The following is a 25296-nucleotide window of genomic DNA, read 5'->3' on the forward strand; positions in this document are numbered from 1 at the left end:
GCTACGTGCGCGCCCAGGCGGCGGAAATCGGTCCCGAGCTTCTCGCCATGTTCGAGGATGAGCCGGTACGGCAGACGGCGCGCGCCGATTTGCCCCGCACCTATGACGGCATCTATAATGCGGCTTATTCCTATGGCCTTACGCGGTCGATGACACAGCAGCTCATCCGCCTGCTGGCTGCCGATGTGGATTACCAGTCCCGGGTCTCGCCGACCGATCAGCTCGAGGTCTTCTTCTCGCAGCCCAATGAAGACGGCAGCGCCTCGGAGTCCTCCGAGATCCTGTATGTGTCAGCAAGCTTCGGCGGCGAGAAGCGCACCTACTACCGATTCGGGCTTCCGGACGACACCATTGACTATTTCGATTCGGAAGGGCGCAGCGCGCGGCCCTTCCTGTTGCGCAATCCCGTCCCGAACGGGCGCTTTACCTCCGGTTTCGGCATGCGCCGCCACCCGATACTTGGCTATTCCCGCATGCATACCGGTGTCGACTGGGCTGCGCCGCGCGGCACGCCAATCATTGCCTCGGGTGACGGCGTAGTGGAAAGTGCCGGTTGGGCGGCCGGCTACGGGCGCCAGACGATCATTCGCCACGCGAATGGGTACCGCACCTCCTATAATCACCAGAGCGGCATCGCCAAAGGCGTCGTGCCAGGCGCAAATATTCGCCAGGGTCAGGTCATCGGCTATGTGGGTTCAACCGGACAATCCACCGGCAATCATCTGCATTACGAGCTGATCGTAAACGGGCGAAAGGTCGACCCGATGCGCGTACGGCTTCCCAACAGCCGGGAACTGAAGGACGAGGTCCTTGAAGCTTTCCTGCGCGAAAAGGAGCGGATTGACGACCTCCTTAAGGACTCCTTCACCAACCCGGTTTCCGTTGCCCGTGTGACGCGGTAAGCTGAAGGCTAGAAAGAACGGTAGAGCCGGAGCGGTTACTCCACGAACTCCACCGTTACGCTTGGCTTGACCCGTTTTGCAAGCTCCTCGGCATCCCAGTTAGTCAGCCGCACACAACCGTTCGAGTAAGTCTTTCCGATCTGGGAAGGCTCCGGCGTTCCATGAATTCCATAGGTCGGCTTGGAAAGAGCAATCCACACGCTGCCGACAGGCCCGTTGGGACCCGGGGGAATCGTCAGAACCCGATCATTATCGCCCTGCTTGAAGTTCTTGTTCGGATCATAGGTATAGTTCGGATTGAAGGCGACGCGTGTCACCTCATGAGTACCTGACGGGGAAGGCGTATTCACAGAGCCGATCGTTGCGGGGTAGGCCGCGAGCAGCCGCCCCCCTTCATCATAGGCACGAACCTGTTTGCGGCTCTTGTCAGCGACAATACGAGCGACCGGCGTTTCGTCCGGCTTGCCCGGATTGGCGACCCGGATGATCGTACCGGGCCGGTTGAAATTCAGGCCGCGGTTGAGATCCAAAAGATACTTCTCGTCCATATGGAAGCGCTCGGCCAGCATCTCGCTTACACGCGTAAAGCTCAGCCGCTCCAGCTTGGCCTTTTCCCCATAGTCCTCCGGCACCGACGCGACGTAAGGTCCGGCAACATCTTCCGGCGTAATCGTATACTCCTTGAAGGCAGGGCCGCCCGTCCTCTCCAACTCCGCCTCTATCCACGCCTTGTCATAGGTCCGAAGCCGTTGGCCGGCGATCTCGCGATAAGCATCAATTGCCTTGTTCACATTGTCGCCGATCCGTCCGTCGATCACGCCCGGCGAGGCGCCCACCCGGTCGAGCAAGACCTGGAAAGCGGCAACGTCTTCGCTGGCGCCCCTTGCACTGGGCACCGATATGCCGTCATTGCGAGGCGTTAGCGGCTCCATTTCCCGCGGCTCCCTTATCCCTTCCTCTCCGGGAGGCACGGACGCAAAACTATCGTGTTCGGATGGAGGGGGAAGCGGTGCCCGGCTTACGCCATAATCGTCGGAGAACCCGCCATAATCAGGCTGCTCCCGCGCAAGCCCGTCATAATCATATTCGTCATATTCCTCATAAGGATCGAGCGGAGCATCGTAACGGTCCCTTGGTCCAACGAAACGCTCGCTACCGCCGCCCCGTCCGCCTCTAATGGCGGCTTCACGGTCGCGATGAAACCTCTCCAGGTCCCGCGGGTCGGTAAAATCGTAGGAGCGAGCGCGGCTCCGCCATTCAATTTCAGGGACCGGAGGTGGTGGCGGCGGCTGCAGTGCCGGGGCACGTATTTCGACTACCCGGCCGGTGCGGGGATCAACGATGATCTCCCGGCCATATTGATCGATATAGACGTCGAAGTCATAGGTCTGTGCAAGGTGCACCTGCCCGGCAACTGGCCCGGCTGGCTGGCCGCCCGCCGGTTCATCCACATTCCCCACCGCCGCTGCAAACGCCTGCGGTGCTAAAAGAAGTCCGGACAGAAATACCAGCGGATGTCTTTTCAAAACTGGGCTCCCCGCGAACAAGAAACGGCTGCGCCAGGCGATCCGCGCCTGCGCGCTATTTGAACATGGCCGCTAATACATGAACCTGGCATGAAAATGGCCGGAGGACACGCCTCCGGCCACGGAAAGAGCTGAAAGGAGAAAGGAGGAGCGCAGTTCTGTCGCGATCCTGAAACGCAAGCTCCACCTTCCGCTTCCATCGATCAGGCGGCTTCTTCCACCGCAGCCTCGTCATTTCTACGCGGGCGGAAGATCAGCCGGTCGGACCCTGCGGTCACCTTTACCGTAGAGTTGTCAAAGATCTCACCCATCAGGATCTTCTCTGCCAGCGGGTCCTGCAACTCCTTCTGCATGACGCGCTTCAGGGGCCGAGCGCCATAGGCAGGATCGTAACCCTTCTCGGCCAGCCAGTTGATTGCCTCCTCGTCGAGATCGAGGACAATCTTGCGATCCTCCAGCAGCTGCTCAAGGCGCTTGAGCTGGATATGAACGATTTCGCCCATATCCTGCCGGCGCAGGCGCTGGAACAGAATGATCTCGTCCACGCGGTTCAGGAACTCCGGACGGAAAGATGCCTGCACCACGGCCATCACCTCTCCGCGTACCTTCTCCACCTCCTCGCCATCGGCGAGATTGACAAGGTACTCGGCACCCAGATTCGAGGTCATGATGATGAGCGTGTTGCGGAAGTCCACCGTGCGGCCCTGACCGTCAGTGAGCCTGCCGTCGTCGAGCACCTGAAGCAGCACGTTGAACACGTCCGTATGTGCCTTTTCGATCTCATCGAACAGGATCACCTGATAAGGCCTGCGGCGAACCGCCTCCGTGAGCACGCCGCCTTCCTCATAACCCACATAGCCAGGCGGCGCTCCTATAAGCCGTGCAACGGAGTGCTTTTCCATGAACTCGGACATGTCTATGCGCACCATCGCGTGCTCGTCATCGAACAGGAAGGCCGCTAGCGCCTTGGTCAGCTCCGTCTTGCCCACGCCGGTGGGACCAAGGAACATGAAGGAGCCGATGGGCCGGTTGGGGTCCTGAAGCCCGGCGCGTGCGCGGCGCACCGCCTTCGAGACGGCCTGTACCGCCTCGCCCTGGCCGACAACGCGCTTGGCGAGCTCGTCTTCCATGCGCAGCAGTTTCTCGCGTTCGCCTTCGAGCATCTTGTCCACCGGGATGCCCGTCCAGCGGGAGACGATGTGGGCCACATGATCCGGCGTCACGGTCTCCTCGACCATGCTGCCGCCATCGGTGGTAGCTTCCGCCTCGGCCAGCTTCTTCTCCAGCTCCGGGATAACGCCATAAGCCAGTTCGCCAGCGCGCTGGAACTCGCCTTTACGTTGGGCGATGGCAAGCTCATTACGTGCCTCCTCAAGCTGACGCTTGAGATCCGCAGCAAGGCCGAGCTTGTCCTTCTCCGCCTTCCAGGCGCTGGTTAGTCGGGCAGACTCCTCTTCAAGATCGGCAAGCTCCTTCTCCAGCTTTTCCAGCCGGTCCTTGGAGGCTTCGTCCGTTTCTACACGCAGCGCTTCGCGCTCGATCTTGAGCTGCATGATGCGGCGGTCGACCTCATCGAGTTCCTCCGGCTTGGAGTCGACCTGCATCCTCAGACGAGAAGCCGCTTCGTCGACAAGGTCAATGGCCTTATCTGGCAGAAAGCGATCGGTGATGTAGCGGTTCGACAAGTTCGCCGCCGCCACCAATGCCGAGTCGGAGACGCGCACCTTATGATGCTGCTCATACTTTTCCTTGAGCCCGCGCAGGATCGAAATCGTATCCTCTACGGTCGGTTCATTCACATAAACGGGCTGGAAACGGCGGGCGAGCGCCGCATCCTTCTCCACATGCTTACGGTATTCGTCCAGCGTCGTGGCGCCAACGCAGTGGAGCTCGCCACGCGCAAGGGCAGGCTTGAGGAGGTTGGAGGCGTCCATTGCCCCTTCTGCCCTTCCTGCGCCTACCAGCGTGTGCATCTCATCAATGAAGAGGATAACGCCGCCGGCGGCTGCCTGAATCTCGGAAAGCACCGCTTTAAGGCGCTCCTCAAACTCGCCGCGATATTTCGCGCCAGCAATCAGCGCGCCCATATCGAGCGCCATGAGCTCTTTGTCCTTGAGCGATTCGGGAACGTCGCCATTGACGATCCGCAGCGCCAGACCTTCGGCGATCGCCGTCTTGCCGACACCAGGCTCGCCGATCAGCACGGGATTGTTCTTGGTGCGGCGGGAGAGGACCTGGATCGTGCGGCGAATCTCGTCGTCACGGCCGATTACCGGATCGAGTTTCCCCGCACGCGCGTCGGCGGTAAGATCGCGCGCATATTTCTTAAGGGCGTCATAGCTCTGCTCGGCGGTGGCAGAATCTGCGGTGCGCCCCTTTCGAAGCTCGTTAATTACCTGATTTAGCGCTGTGGCGGTCACACCCGCCTTTGTCAGGATTTCGGAAGTCTTGGCAGATTTTTCTACAACAAGCGCGGTCAACAGCCTCTCGACCGTTACGTAGCTGTCCCCGGCCTTCCTTGCGATTTCCTCCGCAGTAGCAAAAACCTTGGCGAGCGGCTGAGCCATGTAAAGCTGTCCGCTTCCACCCTCCACCCTGGGCAGCGCCTGCAAGATAGCCTCGACCCCCAGCTTTACATCATTCGGTCGGCCACCCGCACGCTCGATGAGCGAGGCGGCCAGTCCTTCATCATCATCCACGAGCACCTTCAAAATGTGCTCCGGCGTGAACTGCTGGTGATTTCTGGAAAGAGCAAGCGTCTGGGCGGACTGGATGAAGCCGCGCACCCGCTCGGAATATTTCTCAATGTTCATTACCGTGTCTCCATCTCCCTGCCGACCCGCTTTGCGGCATCGGGCAGGCTAATGTGACGGACCCCCAAGACGGCAGGTACCGATGACACAGATATGGGAGCAGTTTGGCAAACCAGCAAGGTCAAAGCGGAAGAAAAAAAGATGCACGCACGAAAAAGGAAAAGGCTATTTTCACCCGCCATAAGACAGGAATCGGCGAGTTTCCCCGGTAGCGTCGGAAGCCCTCCGGCTGGCTGCGGCGCGGGGTGTCACTCCAGCCGCACCTTGCGGCGCCAACGCTGGCACAAGGACTCGCCGGAAGCGGCGCGCCATAGCCGGGATGCCCTGGTGCAGCCGTTTTTCCGCCTCCACTACGAGTACGCCTGCAAAGAGCGGCCAGAAGCGCCGCCCTGCCCGCTCCAACACCTTGTGCAACCGCATGACCCAGCGGCGCCTCGCAGGCGGGAAGTGCAGCGAATCGGCCCATGCCCCCGGCGTGAAATTCGCCTCCCGTAACAGATCGACAAGCTGGGCACGTGAATAGGGCCTGCCCGTGCCGAATGGGGTGTGCTCGAAACGAGCCCACAAGCCGCGCCGGTTGGGAACGACGATGACAAGGCGGCCGCCCGGCGCCAGCACCCTCCAGAGCTCCAGAAGCATCTGCTCCGGATTTTCCGCATGCTCCAGCGCATGCACGAGCAGAATCCGGTCCAGCGCGGCATCGGGCAAGGGCAATTCTTCCTCAAAGACGAGCACTGTAGAAGAAGGCCGCCCCGAGGGCCAGCACACGGCTCCCTGGCGTGCTGGCATCATGGCGAATGCCCGCTCGGCGTCCGGCCCGAAACGGTCCAGCCAGGGCAAGGCATAGCCGAGCCCCATAAGGCGCTCTTCCGGCAGCTTGTTCCAGATGGAGGATAGAGCCATGGCGATCGAACGCTCCGCAAGCCTGCCGAGCAATGTCGCGTAGAAAGTCTTGAGATCGACGATATCGGAATTCATATGACGAACGGTAAGCGCCGATCGTGTCTCCCGCAAGTCGCCCTTGGCGGGTGACAAAACCACTCGTCCGCCCTATCGTTCTGCCACAATGGAGGTTCCCATGACGCTTGAAATTGAACAGTTCATGTGCCGCAGCGACAATTTCGGCATTCTAGCACGGGATAGGGAGACAGGCGCAACGGCGCTGATCGATGCGCCGGAAGAGCACACCATTCTGGAGGCAATAGAGCGAACGGGCTGGACGCCTTCACTGCTTTTGATCACGCATCACCATGTGGACCATGTGGAAGCCAACCTGGCGCTGAAGGAACGCTTCGGACTGACGATCTATGGGCCAGCAAAGGAAGCGGACAAGATTCCCGGCATCGACTGGCAACTGAAGGAAGGCGATACGGTTACTGTCGGCGGGCAAGATGCACTGGTCATCGAGACGCCGGGCCACACGGCAGGCCACATCTCATACCATTTTGCCAAGGCGGGCATTGCGTTTACTGCCGACACGCTCTTCGCGCTCGGATGCGGCAGGCTTCTAGAATGCGAGCCGGCCGCCATGTTGGAATCGCTGAAGAAAATCGCAGCGCTTCCACCAGAGACCACCATCTATTGTGGCCACGAATATACCGAATCAAACGCCCAATTCGCGCTCTCCGTCGACCCGGAGAACGCCGCATTGAGGGAGAGAGCTAGGAAAATCGAGGCATTGCGGAGCGAAGGCAAGCCCACACTTCCAACCACGCTTGCCGAAGAGCTTGCAACAAACCCCTTCCTGCGCTGGCACGATCCGGACATCCGCCGTAATCTCGGCATGGAAAATGCCCCCGATGTGGAGGTCTTCGCCGAGATCCGCAAACGCAAGGACACATTCTGATCAGGCAGTATCGCCAGCCGGAGCTGCGCGCCGCCCGAGCATGCCTGTGGCTGCAAGAACGGCACCGCCGGTGATGAGAAGACACGCGATCAGGATAATTGCCGTCGGCTCCGCCGCGCCGGCGGCGATCAGAATCAGAGTGGACAATAAAGGTGCGGCATAACTGGAAGCCCCAAGCACCTGAATGTTCCCACGCTTTACCCCATAGTCCCAGACATAGAAGGCCGCCCCGACAGGAAGCAGGCCAAGCCCCGCCACTGCCAGCCACTCCCCCAGACCGGATGGCCACACCGTTTCTTCCAGCAGCAGATGACACAGGGCCGATAAAATGGAAGTGGCAGCACAGAACCACGTGACCATTCCTGTCGGCACATCCATGAAGCGGCGCGACAGGAGCGAGTAGCCGGACCAGCATAGCGCACAGGTGGCGGCCGCGGCGTAGCCGAGCCCGTATTGTTTTTCAAAGGTGAAGCCTTGCCCCTTCGTGAGGATGAGGAAAGTGCCGGCCAGCCCCAGAACGGCGCCGGCAACATGATGCCATCCTATCCGTTCGCCCGGCATCAATGCAGAACCCAGAACAATCAGGAGTGGCCAGAGATAGGCAATCAGGCTTGCCTCCACCGCAGGCGCATTGCGAAGTGCCGTGAAGTAGAGAAAGTGATAGCCGAAGAGCCCGCCAATGCCAACGAGCCAGACCGGCAGCGGCACCGGAAAGCGTGCGCGCAGGGCAGGTACTTTGAGCTGTGCGAAGATCCCTACGACGGTTCCAACCGCAAAGGTCATTGCAGAAAGCTGGAAGGGAGGAACCATGCCGGAGGCGGCTGTGAACAGCGCAAGTAACGCCCACATCACGACGGCCGAAAAACCGATCAAGGTGGCCCGCGCCAATTTCATCCTCCCCTACCCCGACTACATGGATCGTGCCTTGATGTGCACCGTTCCGACCTTGGTGGCAATGGTAGCCTCGACGGGGGAGTAGATACCGCCGCCGGCCACGGGTTGGAAGCCAATGCGGATATCGCCGCGGTCGCGCAGGAATCTTATAGTGGAGTGGTTCTTGCGGTAGCCGGCGACCGGTACGAAACGAGCACGGCAAGTAATGGTGGCGCCGGCGAAGCTTTCACTGCCTGCTGCTGGCTGTAGCACGATGTCCGCGCGGGTCTCGCCATCGTAGACCCTGACGGTCCGGTTGCAGACCCTTTCCGGATCGGAGGCAGGCAGCATCAGGGCCGAAAGCGGGTCAACGACACCGGAAAGATGGCGCTGTCCAAGTGGAACCCAATCCGACCCGCGTTTTTTGAGTTCGGGCCGGTTTACCGTCTCCGCCACCCTGTCGCGGGCAAAGCGTATCTCGGTCATCTGCTTCTTCCGCCCGCTGCGATAGTCAAGCGTGTAACGCTCCGGTCGGCTTGCGCCACGACCGAATCGGCCCATAACGGTCACGGTTCCATCGGTACGGTCAAAGATGCGGGCGATGCCGGCGCTGGAAAAGCGGCCCGACACTGCAAAACCCTGGCCCTCGAACCGGCTTTCAAAAATCGCCCGGCCAACGGGTAGCCCGTAAAGAGAGATGTCGTAACGGGTCTGGTAGGATTGTGTCGCTGCGGAGAGCGGAGAGACTGCGGCCGCGAGCAGGACGACCGCCAGCGCGCCACGCAATGCCGCTCCGCGCGTTCGCAAGGGCGTATAAAGGTTACTTTGCATCGTTCTTTCCGGATGCGCATTCCGGTTTTCGGGCCAGCGCCATAGGATGCGCACTACCGGCCTCCAATTCATGCGGCACGGGCCGCTTGCATCCCTTCCATTCAGGCAAAGACGGTAAAATGAGGCGGATGTAAGGAAGCGCAGTTTTGCAGGCACAACCAATCAGGTTCATACCGTTGTGAGACGGTTGAACGAAGGAAAGGCTCTCCGAAGCTCGGATTGTTAAAGCTGGAGACAGGAAGGACAACCTTATGTCACGTATTCTGCCGGCCAGACCACGTTATCAGAAGCGGCGGCGTCACGTCGGGCGGCGAAAGCTCTCCTGCAAAGCAGCTTGGCGTGGAGCCTTGATGCGGCGCTGACGCCATGCGAACGGCCACGGCTGATGGCAGACCGGGTTGCGCATGCCGCGGGCGCTAGCTGCGCCAGACCTTATCGCTGCGAAAAGCGCCCAAACCGCGCTCGTGCCGGCCCCGCCAGCTCTGCATCCGCCGCCGGCCGCCGATTTCGTCGAGGGGGCCGGGCGGCTGCGTTTCCGATGTGGAGCGCCTGACAAGCTATCAAGTACGTCACCACTACGGCCCGGCCGCGCGCTGGAGCGTTGCGAAGGCGGCAACCTATCCACGACAGCTTCAGCAACCACCACCCGCCCCTATGGCGCCCTTGCACGACTCATCCCCGTCAAGTACCTCGATAAGCTCCGAACCAGTGAAGCCAACACGGTCTCATATGTCCTGAACCCGGACAACAACTTGACCGGATGCGGAAAAATCTCTATGGCAAGCCTCGATTTCCACGAGGCCGCAAGTATGTCCGCGCGTCGCCAACTGGTGCGACAATGGAGTTCGGCCCGAAAGATAAGGTAGAAAAAAGATGTCCCGCGCTTGCGAACTGACTGGCAAGGCCGTGATGAGCGGCAACCATGTGAGCCACGCCAACAACAAGACTCGCCGCCGCTTCCTGCCCAACCTTTGCGATGTCACGCTAATGTCCGATGTGCTTGGGCAAAGGTTTCGCCTGCGCATTTCAGCCAGCGCCCTTCGCTCGGTTGAGCACCGGGGAGGGCTCGACGCCTTCCTCATGAAGGCCAAGTCAAACGAGCTTTCGCAGCGCGCTCGCCTCTTGAAGAAGCAGATTGCCAAGAAGCTCGGCGAACAGGCGGAAGCCTAATCATACCTTTGGGGCGGCCTTGCCGCCCACTGGTTCCATAACCCAGGATAAAAAAATGCTTCGCGCAGGCAATGTCTTGCCCTTCATGGCCGCCATGGCGGCCATAGTGGTTGCGTCCAATTTTCTGGTTCAGTTTCCGTTCCAGCATTTCGGCCTTGGCGAGATTCTCACCTGGGGCGCCTTCACCTATCCGGTTGCCTTTCTCGTCAATGACCTGACCAATCGTCGTTTCGGCCCTGCGGCGGCGCGCCGGGTGGTGATGGTCGGATTTGCGCTGGCGGTTGTACTGTCGGTCTGGTTGGCCGGCCCGCGGATTGCGCTCGCTTCAGGAACAGCGTTCCTTTCAGCCCAGCTTCTCGATGTCGCGATATTCAACCGGCTGCGGAACAGCGCCTGGTGGCGCGCCCCACTGATCTCGTCGCTCGCCGGCTCAGTACTCGACACGGTAATATTTTTCTCGCTGGCGTTTGCAGCGGCATTTGCCTTCCTCGATACCGGCTTCGGTCAGCCCGACACCTCGCTCGGCCTGGCGGTTCCGCTTCTTGGCTTCGGGATGAATGTACCGCTTTGGGTATCGCTGGCGTTGGGCGATTTCGGCGTGAAGCTGCTGATCAGCCTAGCAATGCTGGCGCCGTACGGCGCACTTCTATCCTTTCTGCGGCCTGTCGAAGCCGCATAAGAAAAGGCGCCGGACACCGCTGACCCTTCTTTTCAGTTCAGATCGCCCAGCGCGGGCTTCTCCGCCATAACCATGTAATTGACGTCCATGTCACGCGAGCGATTCCAACGGTCGGTCAGCGGATTGTAGACGACGCCCGTGCGGTCCTTCGTCACAAGGCCGGCGGCGGAAAGGGCACGATCCAGTTCCTCCGGCCGCACCAGCTTGCCGTATTGATGTGTGCCCCGCGGCAGCCAGCGCAGCACATATTCCGCGCCGATGATGGCAAGCCCCAGCGCCTTCAATGTCCTGTTGATGGTGGCGACGAACATGATGCCGCCGGGCGTCAGCATCTCAGCACATTTGGCAATGAAGTAGTCTATGTCAGCCACATGCTCGACGACCTCCATATTGAGGATAACGTCGAACTTTTCACCTTGCTCTGCAAGCGCCTCTGCTGTCTCGGCACGATAATCGACCTTCACTCCACTTTCAGCCGCGTGGAGCCGAGCCACCTCGATATTCGTTTCCGAAGCATCGGCGCCGACAACCTCCGCGCCAAGCCTGGCCATCGGCTCGCACAACAGGCCGCCCCCACAGCCAATGTCGAGAAAACGCAGCCCCTCGAAGGGCTTCGCAGCTCGAGGATCGCGCCCAAAACGGGCTGCAACATGATCGCGGATATAGGCCAGCCGCACCGGATTGAACTTGTGCAGCGGCCGGAATTTTCCATTCGGATTCCACCACTCCGCGGCAAGCGCGGAAAATCGCTCAATCTCACCAGCGTCGATGGATGTTCGTCGGGCTTCGGACATAGATGCATTTCTCCTGTCGCGACGCAATGAAGTCGTGCGAGAAACCGCCAATGTCAACCCTGCTGGCGTTCACAGTTGGTGATATGCATGCGTTGCTTGCGGAATCTGCCCGCTTTGGATAAGGGAAGGCCCGTCTTTCGTAAGGCAAAGAATTCACAATGGCGGGTCTTCCGCTGATCCAACAATAAGAAGGCACATCCCGAACTATGGCGCGCCTCGTGATGAAATTCGGCGGATCTTCCGTCGCCGATCTTGACCGCATTCACAATGTGGCACGTCACGTTAAACGCGAGGTGGATGCGGGACATCAAGTTGCGGTTGTCGTCTCTGCCATGGCCGGCAAGACGAACGAACTGGTATCCTGGGCGCAGGGCATGCCGAAGGCGACGGGTGCCTCCTCCCTCGTCTATGACGCCCGTGAATACGATGCAATCATCGCCTCGGGCGAACAGGTAACGAGCGGCCTGCTTGCAATCGCGCTTCAATCCATCGGTGTCGATGCCCGCTCCTGGCAGGGCTGGCAAATTCCCATACGTACGGACAACGCGCATGGCGCCGCCCGCATCCGTGAAATAGACGGAGAAGAGATAGTCCGCCGCATGAAGATGGGCCAGGTGGCTGTCGTGACCGGCTTTCAGGGTTTGGCGCCCGACAACCGTATTGCCACACTTGGGCGCGGAGGTTCCGATACGAGCGCAGTTGCGCTGGCCGCGGCACTCAGGGCCGACCGCTGCGACATCTATACAGATGTGGACGGCGTCTACACGACCGATCCCCGGATCGTGCCTGCGGCGCGGCGGCTTGCCAAAATTTCTTTCGAGGAAATGCTCGAAATGGCGTCGCTCGGTGCGAAGGTCCTGCAGGTCCGCTCAGTTGAGCTTGCCATGGTGCACAAGGTCAGGACTTTCGTAAGATCGTCGTTTGAGGATCCCGATGCGCCGGGCATGGGGGATTTTGGAGCTCCTCCCGGCACGCTCATATGCGATGAGGAAGAAATCGTGGAACAGCAAGTCGTCACCGGCATCGCCTATGCCAAGGATGAGGCTCAGATCTCGCTGCGCCGGGTGTCGGACCGGCCCGGTGTCTCGGCCGCCATCTTCGGGCCCCTCGCCGAAGCCAACATCAATGTGGACATGATCGTCCAAAACATCTCCGAAGATGGGTCGAAGACGGATATTACCTTCACGGTGCCTACAGGCGATGTGGAGAAGGCCGTCAAGATCCTTGAAAAAGCGCGCGACAGTGTCGGATTCGATGCGCTTCAGTCCGAGGCCGGGCTGGTGAAGGTCTCGGTAATCGGCATCGGGATGCGCAGCCATGCAGGCGTTGCCGCCACGGCTTTCAAGGCCCTGGCGGAGAAAGGCATCAATATCCGCGCAATCACGACTTCCGAGATAAAAATTTCTATATTGATTGATGGGCCCTATGCGGAACTGGCCGTAAGAACTTTGCATTCCGTCTACGGGCTCGATAAACAATAATGCATCAGGGCAGTTTGTCTTGAAGCAACCCGCCGCGCCCACCTGAGGGCCACCGGCCAGTCACTTGGAGCCGCATGCGAGAAACCACCGCAGGGCCGCGCGTACTGCTAAAGCGCCTCCGCGAGATCATGGCGGAGCCTGCCGAGCCGCAGCGTCGGCTCGACAGAATCGTACGCGAGATCGCCCAGAACATGGTGGCAGAAGTCTGCTCGCTCTACATCCTGCGCGCAGACTCGGTGCTGGAGCTGTACGCAACCGAAGGCCTTAACCCCAAGGCTGTCCATCTTGCGCAGTTACGGCTTGGCCAAGGCCTAGTCGGAACCATTGCGGCCAGCGCAAGGCCCCTCAACCTGAGTGACGCGCAGAAGCATCCGGCTTTTGCCTATCTGCCCGAGACGGGAGAAGAAATTTACCACTCCTTCCTTGGCGTGCCTGTTCTGCGGGCCGGGCGGACGCTTGGCGTCCTCGTGGTGCAGAACCGCACCATGCGCCATTACCGCGAGGATGAGGTGGAGGCTCTCGAAACGGTTGCCATGGTAATGGCCGAACTGATCGCCACAGGCGACCTTGCGCGGCTTACCCGGCCCGGAATCGAGCTCGACCTTAGACGCTCGGTGCACCTGAGGGGCCACGTCTTCAATGAGGGCATCGGGCTTGGCCACGTGGTTCTGCACGAGCCGCGGGTGGTGGTGACCAACCTCTTCAACGAAGACAGTGAGCAGGAACTGGAGCGGCTTGAGCAGGCCCTCTCCTCGTTGCGCCTGTCCATCGACGACATGCTATCGCGGGGGGATGTCGCCTTTGAAGGCGAGCATCGGGCGGTGCTCGAAGCCTATCGCATGTTCGCCAACGATCATGGCTGGGTGCGGCGGTTGGAAGAAGCCGTGCGGAACGGGCTGACCGCGGAGGCAGCCGTTGAAAAGGTGCAGAGCGATATGCGCGCTCGCATGCTGCACATGACCGACCCCTATCTGCGCGAGCGCATGAGCGACTTCGATGATCTTGCCAACCGGCTCCTGCGCCAGCTTATGGGCCTTGACCCGGAGGCGCTGGCGGAAATCGTTCCGAAGGATGCCATTCTCGTTGCCCGCTCCATGGGCGCGGCCGAACTGCTCGATTACCCGCGCGAGCGTCTGCGAGGCCTGGTGCTGGAAGAAGGAGCGGCAACCAGCCATATCGTTATCGTCGCTCGCGCTATCGGCGTTCCGACCGTAGGCCAGGTGAAGGGCGCCGTCGCAATGTCCGAGAATGGCGACGCGATAATTGTAGATGGCGATGACGGGCAGGTGCATCTGCGGCCGCAGGCCGATATCGAGGCGGTTTATGCGGAGAAAGTGCGTTTCCGCGCCCGCCGCCAGAAGCTTTACCGAGAATTGCGCAATTCGCCTTCGCGGACCAAGGACGGGGTTTCCATCGAGCTTCTCATGAATGCGGGGCTGGCGGTAGACCTGCCGCAGCTTGCCCAATCGGGCGCTGCCGGAATCGGGCTGTTCCGCACGGAACTCCAGTTCATGATAGCCTCTACCTTCCCGAAGGTGGAGGCGCAGGAGCGGTTTTATCGTGAGGTGCTCGACGCTGCTGGGGACAAGCCAGTGACGTTCCGCACGATCGATATCGGGGGCGACAAGGTGCTGCCCTATTTCAAGAGCGTCCAGCACGAGGAAAACCCTGCCCTTGGATGGCGGGCGATCAGACTGACACTTGATCGGCCAGGTCTTTTGCGCACCCAGATCAGGGCGCTGCTCAAGGCAGCCGGAGGGCGCGAGCTGAAGCTTATGCTGCCCATGGTCACCGAGGTGGATGAAATCCGCAAAGCGCGCGAGATTATCAGCCGTGAAGTCCGGCATCTGTCTAAATTCGCCTATCTACTGCCGACAAGCCTGAAGCTCGGCGCGATGATCGAGGTGCCGGCGCTGCTTTGGCAGCTTGAGGAGCTGATGCAGGCGGTGGATTTCGTCTCCGTCGGATCGAACGACCTGTTTCAGTTCGTGACCGCCACCGATAGGGGTAACACGCTGATTGCCGACCGCTTCGACCCGATCGGCGCTCCATTCTTACGACTCCTTCGCCAGATCGCCGAAGCGGGTCAGGCTGCACACACGCCTGTCACACTATGCGGTGAACTCGCGGGGCGCCCGATCTCGGCCATGGCGCTCCTGGCAATAGGCTTCCGCTCCATCTCCATGGCGGCGGCTTCAATAGGCCCTGTGAAGGCAATGGTGCGCGAACTTCCACTCGGCGAACTTACAGACCTGATGGAAAAGGCTCTTGCCAATCACAGCCCCGTAACCGATATCCGCGCTGAACTGATGCAGTTTGCCTCTAGCCACGACATTCCTCTTTAAGACAAGATCTTTTTCGATGACCGAGTTGCCGCGCGAACGCATGGATCAGGTTTTGAAGCGTTTTGAACTGATCGAAACGCAGATGGCGGCTGGGCCTGCGCCAGAGGCTTATGTCAAGCTTGCATCGGAATATGCCGAGTTGAAGGAGATTGCCGACCATATCCGCGCGCTCAAGAAGGCGGAAGCGGAGCTTTCCGACCTGGAGGCGATAATTTCCGATAAGGAAACAGAGCGCGAGATGCGCGAACTCGCCGAGGCCGACTTCGAAGAGGTCAAGGAACGTATCCAAAAGCTGCGGGACGAACTACAGATCATGCTGCTGCCCAAGGACGAGGCAGACGAAAAGAACGCGATCTTGGAGATCCGGGCAGGCACGGGCGGTGACGAGGCTGCCCTTTTTGCAGGAGACCTGTTCCGCATGTATGAGCGATATGCGGGTGAACAGGGCTGGAGGGTGGAAGTGGTATCTGCCAGCGAGGGGGAAGCTGGCGGCTATAAGGAAATTATTGCCACCATCTCCGGGCGAGGAGTGTTTTCGCGGCTCAAGTTCGAATCCGGCGTTCATCGGGTGCAGCGCGTGCCAGCAACCGAGGCCCAGGGCCGCATCCATACATCCGCGGCCACCGTGGCCGTTCTGCCGGAAGCCGAAGAGGTGGACATCGAGATCAAGCCAGAGGACATCCGCATCGACACCATGCGTGCCTCAGGCGCCGGCGGACAGCACGTCAACACCACCGATTCGGCCGTCCGTGTCACGCACATACCCACAGGTATCGTGGTTGTGCAATCGGAGAAGTCGCAGCACCAGAACCGTGCCCGGGCAATGCAGATTTTGCGGGCCCGGCTGTTCGATGCCGAGCGGACGAAAGCAGCGGAAGAACGCTCCGAGACCAGGCGCCTGCAAGTGGGCACTGGCGATCGCTCCGAACGCATCCGGACCTACAATTTTCCCCAGGGACGTATTACCGATCACCGCATCAACCTTACGCTATACAAGCTCGACCGGGTGATGGAAGGCGAACTCGACGAGGTAATCGACGCGCTCATCGCAGACCATCAGTCGAAACTTCTGGCTGCGGAAAGTGCCGAAGACTAAGATTTCCTTCACTCTGGGGACCTTGCTTGACGAAGCCCGTCGAAGGCTAAGCGAAGCCAAAGTCGACGATCCGGCATTGGAAGCGCGAGTCCTCGTCGAACATTTTACCGGCACAAAGAGGATCGATTCGATTACACGGCCGGCAAGTCCGGTTGAAACGAGCGCAGTCGATGCCGTTCTTTCGGCTATTGAGCAGCGGCGGGAAGGCATGCCAATCTACCGGAGTCTTGGTTACCGGGAGTTCTACGGGCTGAAGCTTCTCATGTCGCCCGAAACTCTGGAGCCGCGCCCCGATACCGAAACGCTTGTTGAGCTCGCGTTACCCGTGGTGCAGCGGATAGCGGAACAGAAAGGCGGATGCCGAATCCTCGATCTTGGCACCGGGACGGGCGCCATTGCGCTGGCTCTTTTGAGTGTCGTCGAGCGTTCCATTGCCGTAGGCACGGATATTTCGCGTGAGGCCCTTGCAACGGCGCGGCGGAATTCCGATATCCACGGCCTGGGAGCGCGGTTCACCACGCTTCTTTCGAACTGGCTGGAAAGTGTAGACGGCCGTTACGATATAATCATCTCCAACCCGCCCTATATATCGGCGGCTGATATGGAGACGCTGCCGCGAGAAGTGCGCCAGCATGATCCAGAAATTGCACTCGATGGCGGCTCCGATGGGCTGCTGCCTTATCGTGAAATCGCATCCGGCGCGCACAAGCATTTGTCCGAGGTCGGTCTGATCGCTCTTGAAACAGGCTATGACCAGAAAGAGGCGGTTGCACAGATCTTCGCCGCAGAAGGTTATACACTGTTAAGCGCAAGGCGAGATCTCGGCGGTCGTGACAGAGCAATGCTCTTTGCTCCTGCTGCTTCAGGATGGATTTAGTGGGAAAAAAGACTTGGCAAATAGCAGGAATGCCGCTAGGTTCCGGCTACCGATGAGGCGAAGCAGGCAGCGCCAGTTTCGATTCGGTTTCCGCGGACAGACTGCTTCCTGGCGTTTAAAACGCATATCTTTCGTGCGGGGATCATCGGGTAAATTTGACATGAAGCGGATCGGGCATGGCATTCGCGGCCATTCGTAAGGACGCGGCACACCGCCAAGGGGAAATGTGAGGGACGGCTCGACGCCCGTTTTCTCCGCCAATCAATACGCGAAATTGAAAATACAAGAGTCGTCTCAAGTGAAGAGAATGGAATGAGGCCACAACAGCAAAACAGGCGCATGCGCGGGCGCGGCGGCAACAATAACCGCAAGGGTCCCAATCCCCTTACCCGCAGCTATGAAAGCAATGGTCCGGACGTGAAGATCCGAGGCACGGCTCAGCAGATAGCCGACAAATATGCAGCACTTGCACGAGACGCCCAGAGCGCCGGTGACCGCGTTATGGCGGAAAATTATCTGCAGCATGCCGAGCATTTTAACCGCATCATCGCTGCAGCCATGGCGCAGATGCAACCCCAGCAGCAAATGCGGGATACTCGGGGCGAAGATTTCGATAGTGATACGGACGAACGCGAGGATGATGAGGCTCCGGCCGCTGCCAGCCCCGCGCCTTCAAAGCCGGTCGAGGACGGAATGGGCCCCCAGCCGGTGATCGAGGGGACTCCTGCCGAGGTGGCGCTTAAGGAACAGCCTGTAGCCAACGAGCGGCAGGCGAGCAGATCAACTCGCACTAAGGCCAATGGCCAGAAGGCCGCCAACGGCAAGGCCGACACCAAGAGCGAAAAGGCCGACACCAAGAACGAAGAAGTGCCCGAAGCCGCGAAAGCAGCAGAGGAAGCCGAAGCCGCACCGAAACCCAAGCGCACGACGCGGCGCACGCGCACGCGCAAGACGGATGAAGCGGCTGCAACGGCAGAAACAGGCGATACCTCCCAAGCATCGGAGGAAGCAGCCGCTCAAGGCTGAAGCTTCAGAGCCGGGCCGCGCACCAGTATACAACAGGACATTGCCCACCTTGCATTGTAGTGGGCGCGATCCAGGCGTCAGGCGTTCTCAAGCAACACCCCATCGCCGAGGAGATCGTATTTCTCCTGGTGCCGCCTGCTAGGCGGGATGAAGAGGGGCTGAAACGCCTTGGGTTCTCCCTTTGCGGTGAGTTAGTCACCATGCTGGCTTTGGGCCGGCATGGATGACCATGCCGCTTTCCCGTGATCTTCGCGAACATGTGGCGGCGGTGAAGCAGGAAGGATGTCGCGGCACCAGCAGCCCGCTTCGATATAGCGTCAGCGCGGCTATCAAACGGGTGAAGCGCTTCGCCTGGCCTAACGAGAGGTCATCGGCCAAAGAAGCTTTCACACAAGCATGCCCAAGGTTGCGGCGGCGTTGTGCCCTTCACGCTGCCGTTGCCACCCGGGTCAACCGGGCGCTCAGGGCCAAATACGAAGCTCTCCCGGTAAGCCTGTCAAGGTAGCGATCACCGCCACCATCGTTCCCGCGAACGCTCTCATCAGGCACGGCCGCAAGATCGCCTCCCTCTCCGCGTTGACCAGGATCCTTTAGTACTAACCGTCGCCGCGAACTACTTGTGCCAGCGCGCCGATCTGTTCCAGATCGTAGGGTGTGGTCTGATAGACCTGATTGATCCAGTTGCCAAAGAGCAGATGAGCGTGCGAACGCCAGCGGTTAAGCGGCGGGCTCGTCGGATCATCGTCAGGAAAATACCCGTGTGGCACACCGATGGACACGCCAGCGGCCACATCGCGCTCATACTCCTCCTTCAGCGAGGTGGAATCATATTCAATGTGGTTGAACATGTAGAGGCGGTTACCCGTCGTCTCGGTAAGCAGACACGGCCCCGTGACATCCGACTCCATCAGCACTTCAAGCCCCGAACCGGCAGGGATGTCAGCACGGCGCACTTCCGTCCAACGTGAGACGGGAATGGCAAAGTCATCCGAGAAGCCAGCCAGATAGGGAGAAGCCGGCGCATTGTTACGATGCCGGAACACGCCGAACGCCTTCTTTTGAAGCGTGTGTTTCGGAATTCGGTGGAAATGCCAGGCAGCGGCCATAGCACCCCAGCAAATGAAGAAGGACGAATGAACATTGGATTTCGTCCATTCGAAAATACGGGACAGCTCATCCCAGTAAGTCACCTCCTCGAAGGGCAGCAACTCCACCGGGGCGCCAGTAACGATGAAGCCGTCGAACTTGCGGTCCGCCACCTCCTCCCATGTCTGGTAGAAGGAAATGAGATGGTCTTCCGGCGTGTTCTTGGCCCTGTGATTGCCGATGCGGATTAGTGTCAGTTCCACCTGCAGTGGCGTCGCGCCGATCAGCCGGGCAAACTGGGTCTCGGTGCGAATCTTGTTCGGCATGAGGTTGAGGAGCCCGATCTGCAACGGCCGAATGTCCTGGCGCAGCGCCGTTCCCTCGTCCATCACTGAGATGCCCTCGCGTACAAGCACGTCGCGAGCGGGGAGCTGGTCGGGAATCTTGATGGGCATTCTGCGGCTCCAAAACAAAAGACCGGCGGCGAAATCGCGGCCGGTCTCAGCAGATTTGCATCGCTCGGCCTTTTAGCAACTTGTTTTACGTGGCTGCAAGCCGACCGGCCAAATCACCACGAACTGCAAGTTATTTAGGACCGGCTACCCTTTGCGTCAATGGACCTGATGAGCTAAAGCAGGCCGCTTCGATCACTGGAACTGTTCTGATGACAATGCCCGACCGCCCGCAGCCCAAGCCTGGCATCATGGATATAGCTGCCTATGTGCCCGGCCGCGAGACCGCAGCAGGCGCAGCCAAGGTTTGGAAGCTATCCTCCAATGAGACGCCTCTCGGCCCCTCCCCGGCGGCTGTTCAGGCAATCGAAGCGGCAAGCCGCCATCTGGAGATTTATCCCGATGGCGCTGCGACCAAGCTGCGCGAGGCGATTGCCGAAGTGCACGGGCTCAACCCGGCAAACATCCTGTGCTCCAACGGATCGGACGAATTGCTTGGCCTGCTTGCCCATACCTATCTGAAGCCCGGCGATGAAGGCATCTATACCGAGCACGGTTTCCTGGTCTACCGCATCCAGATCCTGGCAGCGGGCGCAACGCCTGTCGTGGCAAAAGAGAAGGATGAGCGGGCCGACGTGGACGCCATTCTCGCCTGCGTGACGGAGCGCACAAGGGTGATCTTCCTTGCCAATCCCAACAATCCTACCGGCACCTACCTGCCGGTGGACGAGGTGCGTCGCCTGAGGGCGAGCGTGCCTCAGCATGTGCTTCTGGTGCTGGACGCAGCCTATGCCGAGTACGTCCGGCGCAACGACTACGAGGCGGGAATTGAACTCGTATCCTCCTCGGAAAACGTCGTCATGACGCGGACCTTCTCGAAAATTTACGGGCTGGCGGGCCTTCGTATCGGCTGGATGTATGCGCCTGCCCATGTGATCAACGCCGTGAACCGGGTGCGCGGACCGTTCAACGTCAACGCGCTTGCCATCGAAGCGGGAGCGGCGGCTGTTCGCGACAAGGTGCATCTGGAAAATGCAATCGCCCATAACAGAACCTGGTGCGACTGGCTGACGAGGGAATTGACCGAACTCGGTCTGAGGGTAACTCCGAGCGTCGGCAATTTTGTCCTGATCCATTTCCCGCATGACAGCGGCAAGTCGGCCGCCGAAGCTGACACCTATCTGACTGCGCGCGGCTATATCTTGCGGCGGGTAGATGCTTATGGCTTCCCAGACGCATTGCGCATGTCGGTGGGAGCGGAAGAAGCAAACCGCGGCGTGGTTGCGGCCATTACCGAGTTCCTGAAAGGCTGATGCCTGTGCCCAAGTTTGAAAAGATCGCATTGATCGGTATCGGTCTCATCGGCTCCTCGCTGGCGCGCGTCATCCGCCGCGAGGATCTGGCACAGTCCATAGCGATTTCCACAAGGCGGCCCGAAACACTCGCACGCGCTCGTGAGCTTCGACTTGGGGACGAGTATCACGCAAGAGCAGGCGACGCCGTCGCCGATGCGGATCTGGTGATCGTATCGGTGCCTGTGGGCGCGTCCGGCCAAGTCGCAGAAGCGATTTCGGACGTTCTCAAACCGGGCGCAATCGTTACCGATGTCGGCTCCACGAAAGCCTCGGTCATCCGCCAGATGGCGCCGGTTCTGCCGGAATCGGTGCACTTCATCCCCGGCCACCCGATCGCGGGCACGGAGCATTCCGGGCCGGATGCCGGCTTTGCCGACCTCTTTGACGGGCGCTGGTGCATCCTCACGCCCCTGCCTGCAACAGACGAGAAGGCACTGCAGAATCTGACGCAATTCTGGGAAAGGTGCGGCTCCAAAGTTGATACCATGGGCGCGGAGCACCACGACATGGTGTTAGCCATCGTCTCACACCTGCCGCACCTCATCGCCTACAATATCGTGGGCACCGCCGATGACCTGGAGACCGTAACCAAATCGGAAGTGATCAAGTATTCAGCTTCCGGTTTCCGCGATTTCACGCGGCTTGCGGCTTCCGATCCGACCATGTGGCGCGACGTTTGCCTGCACAACCGCGACGCAATTCTGGAGATGCTGGCGCGGTTCTCGGAGGATCTCTCTGCGCTTCAGCGGGCTATCCGGTGGGGTGACGGGGAGAAGCTTTTCGACCTTTTCACCCGCACCCGCGCGATCCGCCGCTCCATCATCGAAGCGGGGCAGGAAGTGGATGCGCCCAATTTCGGGCGCCACGCGGCGCTGCATCCGCAAAAATCAGACGTAGAATAAAACGCGCCTTCCCCGGCATATTGGATGAGCCGGATCAGCACGCGCTTGGTCTTTAGATCGGGGGAATGCGCCCGAGGGGCATGAACCCAGCAAATACCCGCCCGCGCACAATTTTTAGCTGGATCGGTACATCGTCGAATGCGGTCGCCATCTTCGCAACTTCGCTGCCCACGCTTGGAAAGAGCTTTGCAAGAATAACGGCCAGCTTTCCGGCGTCCTGCATCCGGATGGTCAGGTCAGCATCTATAAGACCATCAAAGCTGATCGAGATAGGACCGGAAAGAGCAAGAGCCGCATCTTCGCCCACAAGGCCAACGACCATTTCCTTCACCAGTGCGGAATGGCCTTTAACGTCCAGCGATTCGCCCCGAAACAGGCTGATCCCACCATTCACGACAGCAAGCACCCTGCCCTCCAGCGGTGGAACATCGGGGATAACCCCTTCACTCAGCATCAGCCCCTGAAAACTGAAGGCCGTCTCCAGATCGTTCTCCTTCTGGCGCGAATGGAGCATCGCGGAAGCAAGGACCGCAATCAACGAGCCACCCTCTAGCGGAGCAAGCTCCACGTTGCGCCCTTCAAGCGCAATACTTTCGGGAAGCCGCGAGGCAAGCCTGGTGCTGCCCCTCAGGCTGTCCCAGGATACAGTTAGCGGCAGGACAAAAGGAAGCTGGATGGTGGCCGGACCATCCAGCTCGCCCAGGACGCGACGTGGCCGGTAGACATTGGCCGCGGAGCGCAAGGTGCCAGCCCTGAAGGAAATCCCGCTTCTCACATTTTCATAGAACACGCTGCGGCAGAATATGCCAATTCGGAAGGGGAAGCCTCTTGCCTCCGGCTCTTCGCAATGCGCGCGCACACCGTCGCCATTGATTGCCGCCACTGACAGCGCGGCGCGGCGCTCCAGCATATTGGCCGCATAGTGCCAAAGGCCGGTATAGGCCAGAACAGCGACGATAATTGCCGCCGCCAGCCATAAAATGCGACGGGAAAACCGTGAGCCCGTCTGTGTTCTTGACGCCATCCCACCTCTCCCGCTACCCGAATCAGCTCCTGCCATTCATGGCTTCGTAGAGTTCAGGTTAAATGGACAATTTTTGGGTATTTGGCTACGGATCGCTCATGTGGCGCCCCGGTTTTGCCCATGTGGAGACGAGAAAAGCAAGACTTTACGGCTATCGCCGTGCGCTTTGTGTCAAATCCCACATTCACCGCGGCACCCCGCAACGGCCGGGCCTCGTCCTTGGTCTTGATCGGGGCGGATCATGCCTCGGTCTAGCCTTCTCTGTGCCTGGCGCGCTTTCCGCCGAAGTGCTCGCCTATCTGCGCGAGCGCGAATTGGTGACAAATGTGTATCTGGAGCGACGCCTTCCCGTCCGCCTTGAGGGTGGACCGGTCGTGGAAGCGCTGGCCTATGTCGTCGACCGAACGCACTTCCAATATGCGGGCAAGCTGGACGCCGCGTCCGCCGCTCAGAGGGTTTCTGGAGCCACCGGGCGGTCCGGGCCCAATGAAGAATATGTCATCAACACTGTCCAGCATCTGAGGGCACTGGGGATCCGGGATCCCTGGCTGGAAGAGGTTGCAGAGCTGATCGCATGATCAGTGAGGTTCAGAGAACTGCGGCCCTTGCCGGCGTGCCGATTTCGATCCCCAGTTCAGCCAACCGGCGGCATGCCGTTTCAGGCAGCGGTGGTGGATTGGGCCCGGTTGCTGCCTCGATCAGCAAGGCGTCGCATGCAGCCTCGGTTTCACTGATAAGACGATCCCGAAATTCCTCGCGTGGGAGCCCAGGTTCGATCGGCGGCAGGAAGCGGGCGTGAATGGTCCCGGGATGGCGCAGAAACTTGCGGCGGGGCCAGTAAAGGCCCGCGACATGGGCAACCGGCACAACCGGCACGCCCAGTTCGGCATAAAGCTCGACTATGCCGTACTTGTAGAGGGGCTCCGCGCCGGGAGGCCGGCGCGTGCCTTCCGGGTAGATGATGAGTTGGCGATCCTCTTTCATGCGCTCCTTGGCCGCCGCGACGGCCTTTTTCAACGCTCTTGCTCGGCTTCCACGGTCGATCGGGATCATTCGCATCTTGGCGACATACCAACCAAAGAACGGTATCCATACCAGTTCCCGCTTGAGGATATAGACAGGATCGGGGATCCACGGCAGGAAGGCGATCGTGTCCCAGAAGGATTGGTGCTTGGGCGCAATGATGCACGGCCCTTCAGGAAGGTTCTCCAGCCCGGAAATCTCCACTCGTGTACCTGCCAGAACCTTGTGCAGCCAGAGCGATGAAGCAGCCCAGACCTTCGGTACGAACCAGGCCTTCTTGCGCGGCAGCAGGAAGTAAACAGGTGTCCAGAAAATCATCTGGACGATCAGGTTGAGATAGAAAGAAACGTTGAAAGCCAGCGAGCGGAGGATGAGCATTGAAAGTCCCGGATCGAGGCGCAACTTCACGCCCCGATGCCGTGACTAGCCCAATTGGGCTTACAGGCAAAGTGCGAAGAACTGTACCGCGTGCATAGCAGCTACCTTGTTGCAGCCGCTGCACTGAACTCCTGAACGTGCTCGGTGCCGGAAAACAGCAGGAGACCACGGGCAAGGGATGCCAGATACTTCGCATATTCGGTCATCAGCACCCGCAGTGCATCGGGATTGGTCAGCCAAGCGCCGACCGTCAGTGGTGTGTTAACGACAGGGTAAGGATGCAGGTCCGCGCCCGGCAATATGCGGCGCATCTCCAAGAGGCTGCGGGGTATATGGTAATTGTTGGTGACTATAATGATGCTGCCATAAGTGTTGGCGCTTGCCCACTTCGCACTCTCCTCGGCATTGCCGATGGTATTGAGCGCGGCACGGTCGATATCGACGCAACATCTGAAGAGGTCCGTGTCACTGCCGGTTGCCATCCGTAGATCGTCCGCGCGCGCGATGGGGTTGACGCCGCTGATAAGAAGCCGCCGACCCTTCCCCGCCTTCAGAAGTCCTAGTCCGGCATCAATGCGTGACTGACCTCCAGTCAGTACGACGATCCCGTCCGCGGATTGGAGTTCTCTGGGCGGTTCAAGATGCGCGACATGGTCAGCGAAAACAGCAAATCCGGCCAGGAAAGCACCGATACTAAAAAGGAAAACAGCGGCTACCGCGCGGAACGCAATGCGCCCGAATCGTCGGCGCTTGTAGCCAGCCCCCGCGTGTAAGGCCGCAAGTTCACTCATTCTATATCGCTAACCTCAAAATACAG

The 25296-nt window shown here is 59.8% G+C and carries 22 protein-coding genes and 1 riboswitch (1 of these 23 cut by a window edge); of the genes, 12 read left to right on the forward strand and 10 right to left on the reverse strand.

Annotation, left to right across the window (positions count from 1 at the left end; genetic code table 11):
- Window positions 1-902, forward strand: partial view of a M23 family metallopeptidase gene (locus HUS57_RS10100; protein WP_246727830.1) — the end only. The gene continues 1048 nt to the left of window position 1, outside the view; 902 of the gene's 1950 nt are visible here — the last part of the coding sequence; the start codon falls outside the window, past its left edge; its stop codon occupies window positions 900-902.
- A gap of 35 nt (window positions 903-937) precedes the next feature.
- Here HUS57_RS10100 and HUS57_RS10105 read toward each other — a convergent pair whose 3' ends face one another.
- From HUS57_RS10105 to HUS57_RS10115, 3 genes are all read right to left on the reverse strand, one after another.
- Window positions 938-2428: a L,D-transpeptidase gene (locus tag HUS57_RS10105; protein WP_173933331.1), complete on the reverse strand. Its 1491-nt coding sequence runs from the start codon at window positions 2426-2428 to the stop codon at window positions 938-940.
- Between the two features lie 203 nt (window positions 2429-2631).
- Window positions 2632-5241 (reverse strand): ATP-dependent chaperone ClpB, encoded by a 2610-nt coding sequence (clpB, locus tag HUS57_RS10110; protein ID WP_173933333.1) that lies wholly within the window; start codon window positions 5239-5241, stop codon window positions 2632-2634.
- A gap of 171 nt (window positions 5242-5412) precedes the next feature.
- A complete protein-coding gene (locus tag HUS57_RS10115; protein ID WP_173933751.1) occupies window positions 5413-6219 on the reverse strand; it encodes a methyltransferase domain-containing protein in 807 nt (268 codons plus the stop codon).
- A gap of 100 nt (window positions 6220-6319) precedes the next feature.
- On the opposite strand from HUS57_RS10115, the gene gloB reads away from it, so the two are divergent.
- A complete protein-coding gene (gene gloB / locus HUS57_RS10120; protein WP_173933336.1) occupies window positions 6320-7087 on the forward strand; it encodes a hydroxyacylglutathione hydrolase in 768 nt (255 codons plus the stop codon).
- On the opposite strand, the gene HUS57_RS10125 is transcribed toward gloB, so the two are convergent.
- Complete coding sequence (locus HUS57_RS10125; RefSeq protein WP_173933338.1) at window positions 7088-7975, reverse strand: EamA family transporter; 888 nt, start codon at window positions 7973-7975, stop codon at window positions 7088-7090.
- Between the two features lie 21 nt (window positions 7976-7996).
- Complete coding sequence (locus tag HUS57_RS10130; protein WP_173933340.1) at window positions 7997-8791, reverse strand: DUF3108 domain-containing protein; 795 nt, start codon at window positions 8789-8791, stop codon at window positions 7997-7999.
- Between the two features lie 873 nt (window positions 8792-9664).
- Between HUS57_RS10130 and rpmB the strand changes: the two genes are divergently transcribed.
- Together rpmB and HUS57_RS10140 are read left to right on the forward strand one after the other, a co-directional pair.
- Complete coding sequence (gene rpmB, locus HUS57_RS10135; RefSeq protein ID WP_173933343.1) at window positions 9665-9961, forward strand: 50S ribosomal protein L28; 297 nt, start codon at window positions 9665-9667, stop codon at window positions 9959-9961.
- A gap of 55 nt (window positions 9962-10016) precedes the next feature.
- Window positions 10017-10640 (forward strand): VUT family protein, encoded by a 624-nt coding sequence (locus HUS57_RS10140; protein WP_173933345.1) that lies wholly within the window; start codon window positions 10017-10019, stop codon window positions 10638-10640.
- A 32-nt stretch (window positions 10641-10672) separates the two neighbouring features.
- Here HUS57_RS10140 and ubiG read toward each other — a convergent pair whose 3' ends face one another.
- On the reverse strand, window positions 10673-11434 hold the full coding sequence (gene ubiG, locus HUS57_RS10145; RefSeq protein WP_173933347.1) for a bifunctional 2-polyprenyl-6-hydroxyphenol methylase/3-demethylubiquinol 3-O-methyltransferase UbiG: 762 nt from the start codon (window positions 11432-11434) through the stop codon (window positions 10673-10675).
- A gap of 206 nt (window positions 11435-11640) precedes the next feature.
- On the opposite strand from ubiG, the gene HUS57_RS10150 reads away from it, so the two are divergent.
- The 5 genes from HUS57_RS10150 to HUS57_RS10170 all read left to right on the forward strand — a co-directional run bounded on the left by HUS57_RS10150 (window position 11641) and on the right by HUS57_RS10170 (window position 18259).
- Complete coding sequence (locus HUS57_RS10150; protein ID WP_173933349.1) at window positions 11641-12915, forward strand: aspartate kinase; 1275 nt, start codon at window positions 11641-11643, stop codon at window positions 12913-12915.
- 74 nt (window positions 12916-12989) lie between these two features.
- Window positions 12990-15260, forward strand: coding sequence for a phosphoenolpyruvate--protein phosphotransferase (gene ptsP / locus HUS57_RS10155; RefSeq protein ID WP_173933351.1), 2271 nt, complete (start codon window positions 12990-12992; stop codon window positions 15258-15260).
- A gap of 16 nt (window positions 15261-15276) precedes the next feature.
- On the forward strand, window positions 15277-16356 hold the full coding sequence (gene prfA, locus HUS57_RS10160; RefSeq protein ID WP_173933353.1) for a peptide chain release factor 1: 1080 nt from the start codon (window positions 15277-15279) through the stop codon (window positions 16354-16356).
- Window positions 16343-17233 (forward strand): peptide chain release factor N(5)-glutamine methyltransferase, encoded by an 891-nt coding sequence (gene prmC, locus HUS57_RS10165; RefSeq protein ID WP_246727831.1) that lies wholly within the window; start codon window positions 16343-16345, stop codon window positions 17231-17233. The genes prfA and prmC overlap by 14 nt, the downstream gene beginning before the upstream one ends.
- A 312-nt stretch (window positions 17234-17545) precedes the next feature.
- Window positions 17546-18259, forward strand: coding sequence for a DUF4167 domain-containing protein (locus tag HUS57_RS10170; protein WP_173933355.1), 714 nt, complete (start codon window positions 17546-17548; stop codon window positions 18257-18259).
- Window positions 18260-18855: 596 nt separating this feature from the next.
- Here the strand turns inward: HUS57_RS10170 and metA are convergent.
- On the reverse strand, window positions 18856-19800 hold the full coding sequence (gene metA, locus HUS57_RS10175) for a homoserine O-succinyltransferase (protein ID WP_173933357.1): 945 nt from the start codon (window positions 19798-19800) through the stop codon (window positions 18856-18858).
- Between the two features lie 52 nt (window positions 19801-19852).
- Window positions 19853-19930: riboswitch (SAM riboswitch) on the reverse strand.
- A gap of 79 nt (window positions 19931-20009) precedes the next feature.
- Here metA and hisC point away from each other — a divergent pair.
- Together hisC and HUS57_RS10185 are read left to right on the forward strand one after the other, a co-directional pair.
- Window positions 20010-21110, forward strand: a complete 1101-nt coding sequence (hisC, locus tag HUS57_RS10180) for a histidinol-phosphate transaminase (RefSeq protein WP_173933359.1) — start codon at window positions 20010-20012, stop codon at window positions 21108-21110.
- Window positions 21110-22054 (forward strand): prephenate/arogenate dehydrogenase family protein, encoded by a 945-nt coding sequence (locus tag HUS57_RS10185; RefSeq protein WP_173933361.1) that lies wholly within the window; start codon window positions 21110-21112, stop codon window positions 22052-22054. The genes hisC and HUS57_RS10185 overlap by 1 nt, the downstream gene beginning before the upstream one ends.
- Window positions 22055-22106: 52 nt before the next feature.
- Here the strand turns inward: HUS57_RS10185 and HUS57_RS10190 are convergent, their stop codons facing one another.
- Entirely contained in the window at window positions 22107-23078 is a 972-nt protein-coding gene (locus HUS57_RS10190) for a DUF2125 domain-containing protein (RefSeq protein ID WP_173933363.1), read from the reverse strand.
- A gap of 62 nt (window positions 23079-23140) precedes the next feature.
- Here HUS57_RS10190 and HUS57_RS10195 point away from each other — a divergent pair, with 62 nt between their 5' ends.
- Window positions 23141-23656 carry a gamma-glutamylcyclotransferase gene (locus HUS57_RS10195; RefSeq protein ID WP_173933365.1) on the forward strand — a complete coding sequence of 172 codons (516 nt, stop codon included), beginning with the start codon at window positions 23141-23143 and terminating at the stop codon, window positions 23654-23656.
- Window positions 23657-23666: 10 nt separating this feature from the next.
- Here HUS57_RS10195 and HUS57_RS10200 read toward each other — a convergent pair whose 3' ends face one another.
- Window positions 23667-24479 carry a 1-acyl-sn-glycerol-3-phosphate acyltransferase gene (locus HUS57_RS10200; RefSeq protein ID WP_173933755.1) on the reverse strand — a complete coding sequence of 271 codons (813 nt, stop codon included), beginning with the start codon at window positions 24477-24479 and terminating at the stop codon, window positions 23667-23669.
- A gap of 101 nt (window positions 24480-24580) precedes the next feature.
- Window positions 24581-25270: a YdcF family protein gene (locus tag HUS57_RS10205; protein WP_173933367.1), complete on the reverse strand. Its 690-nt coding sequence runs from the start codon at window positions 25268-25270 to the stop codon at window positions 24581-24583.
- Between the last annotated feature and the right edge of the window lie 26 nt (window positions 25271-25296).

The organism is Chelativorans sp. Marseille-P2723 (assembly GCF_902809845.1).
GTDB lineage: Bacteria > Pseudomonadota > Alphaproteobacteria > Rhizobiales > Rhizobiaceae > Chelativorans.

Excerpts from the sequence above, each read along its gene's own strand:
- clpB (WP_173933333.1), bottom strand. The coding sequence starts at position 5,241 with ATGAACATTGAGAAATATTCCGAGCGGGTGCGCGGCTTCATCCAGTCC.
- HUS57_RS10115 (WP_173933751.1), bottom strand. The coding sequence starts at position 6,219 with ATGAATTCCGATATCGTCGATCTCAAGACTTTCTACGCGACATTGCTC.
- gloB (WP_173933336.1), top strand. The coding sequence starts at position 6,320 with ATGACGCTTGAAATTGAACAGTTCATGTGCCGCAGCGACAATTTCGGC.
- HUS57_RS10130 (WP_173933340.1), bottom strand. The coding sequence starts at position 8,791 with ATGCAAAGTAACCTTTATACGCCCTTGCGAACGCGCGGAGCGGCATTG.
- rpmB (WP_173933343.1), top strand. The coding sequence starts at position 9,665 with ATGTCCCGCGCTTGCGAACTGACTGGCAAGGCCGTGATGAGCGGCAAC.
- HUS57_RS10140 (WP_173933345.1), top strand. The coding sequence starts at position 10,017 with ATGCTTCGCGCAGGCAATGTCTTGCCCTTCATGGCCGCCATGGCGGCC.
- ubiG (WP_173933347.1), bottom strand. The coding sequence starts at position 11,434 with ATGTCCGAAGCCCGACGAACATCCATCGACGCTGGTGAGATTGAGCGA.
- HUS57_RS10150 (WP_173933349.1), top strand. The coding sequence starts at position 11,641 with ATGGCGCGCCTCGTGATGAAATTCGGCGGATCTTCCGTCGCCGATCTT.
- ptsP (WP_173933351.1), top strand. The coding sequence starts at position 12,990 with ATGCGAGAAACCACCGCAGGGCCGCGCGTACTGCTAAAGCGCCTCCGC.
- prfA (WP_173933353.1), top strand. The coding sequence starts at position 15,277 with ATGACCGAGTTGCCGCGCGAACGCATGGATCAGGTTTTGAAGCGTTTT.
- HUS57_RS10170 (WP_173933355.1), top strand. The coding sequence starts at position 17,546 with ATGAGGCCACAACAGCAAAACAGGCGCATGCGCGGGCGCGGCGGCAAC.
- metA (WP_173933357.1), bottom strand. The coding sequence starts at position 19,800 with ATGCCCATCAAGATTCCCGACCAGCTCCCCGCTCGCGACGTGCTTGTA.
- hisC (WP_173933359.1), top strand. The coding sequence starts at position 20,010 with ATGACAATGCCCGACCGCCCGCAGCCCAAGCCTGGCATCATGGATATA.
- HUS57_RS10185 (WP_173933361.1), top strand. The coding sequence starts at position 21,110 with ATGCCTGTGCCCAAGTTTGAAAAGATCGCATTGATCGGTATCGGTCTC.
- HUS57_RS10190 (WP_173933363.1), bottom strand. The coding sequence starts at position 23,078 with ATGGCGTCAAGAACACAGACGGGCTCACGGTTTTCCCGTCGCATTTTA.
- HUS57_RS10195 (WP_173933365.1), top strand. The coding sequence starts at position 23,141 with ATGGACAATTTTTGGGTATTTGGCTACGGATCGCTCATGTGGCGCCCC.
- HUS57_RS10200 (WP_173933755.1), bottom strand. The coding sequence starts at position 24,479 with ATGCTCATCCTCCGCTCGCTGGCTTTCAACGTTTCTTTCTATCTCAAC.
- HUS57_RS10205 (WP_173933367.1), bottom strand. The coding sequence starts at position 25,270 with ATGAGTGAACTTGCGGCCTTACACGCGGGGGCTGGCTACAAGCGCCGA.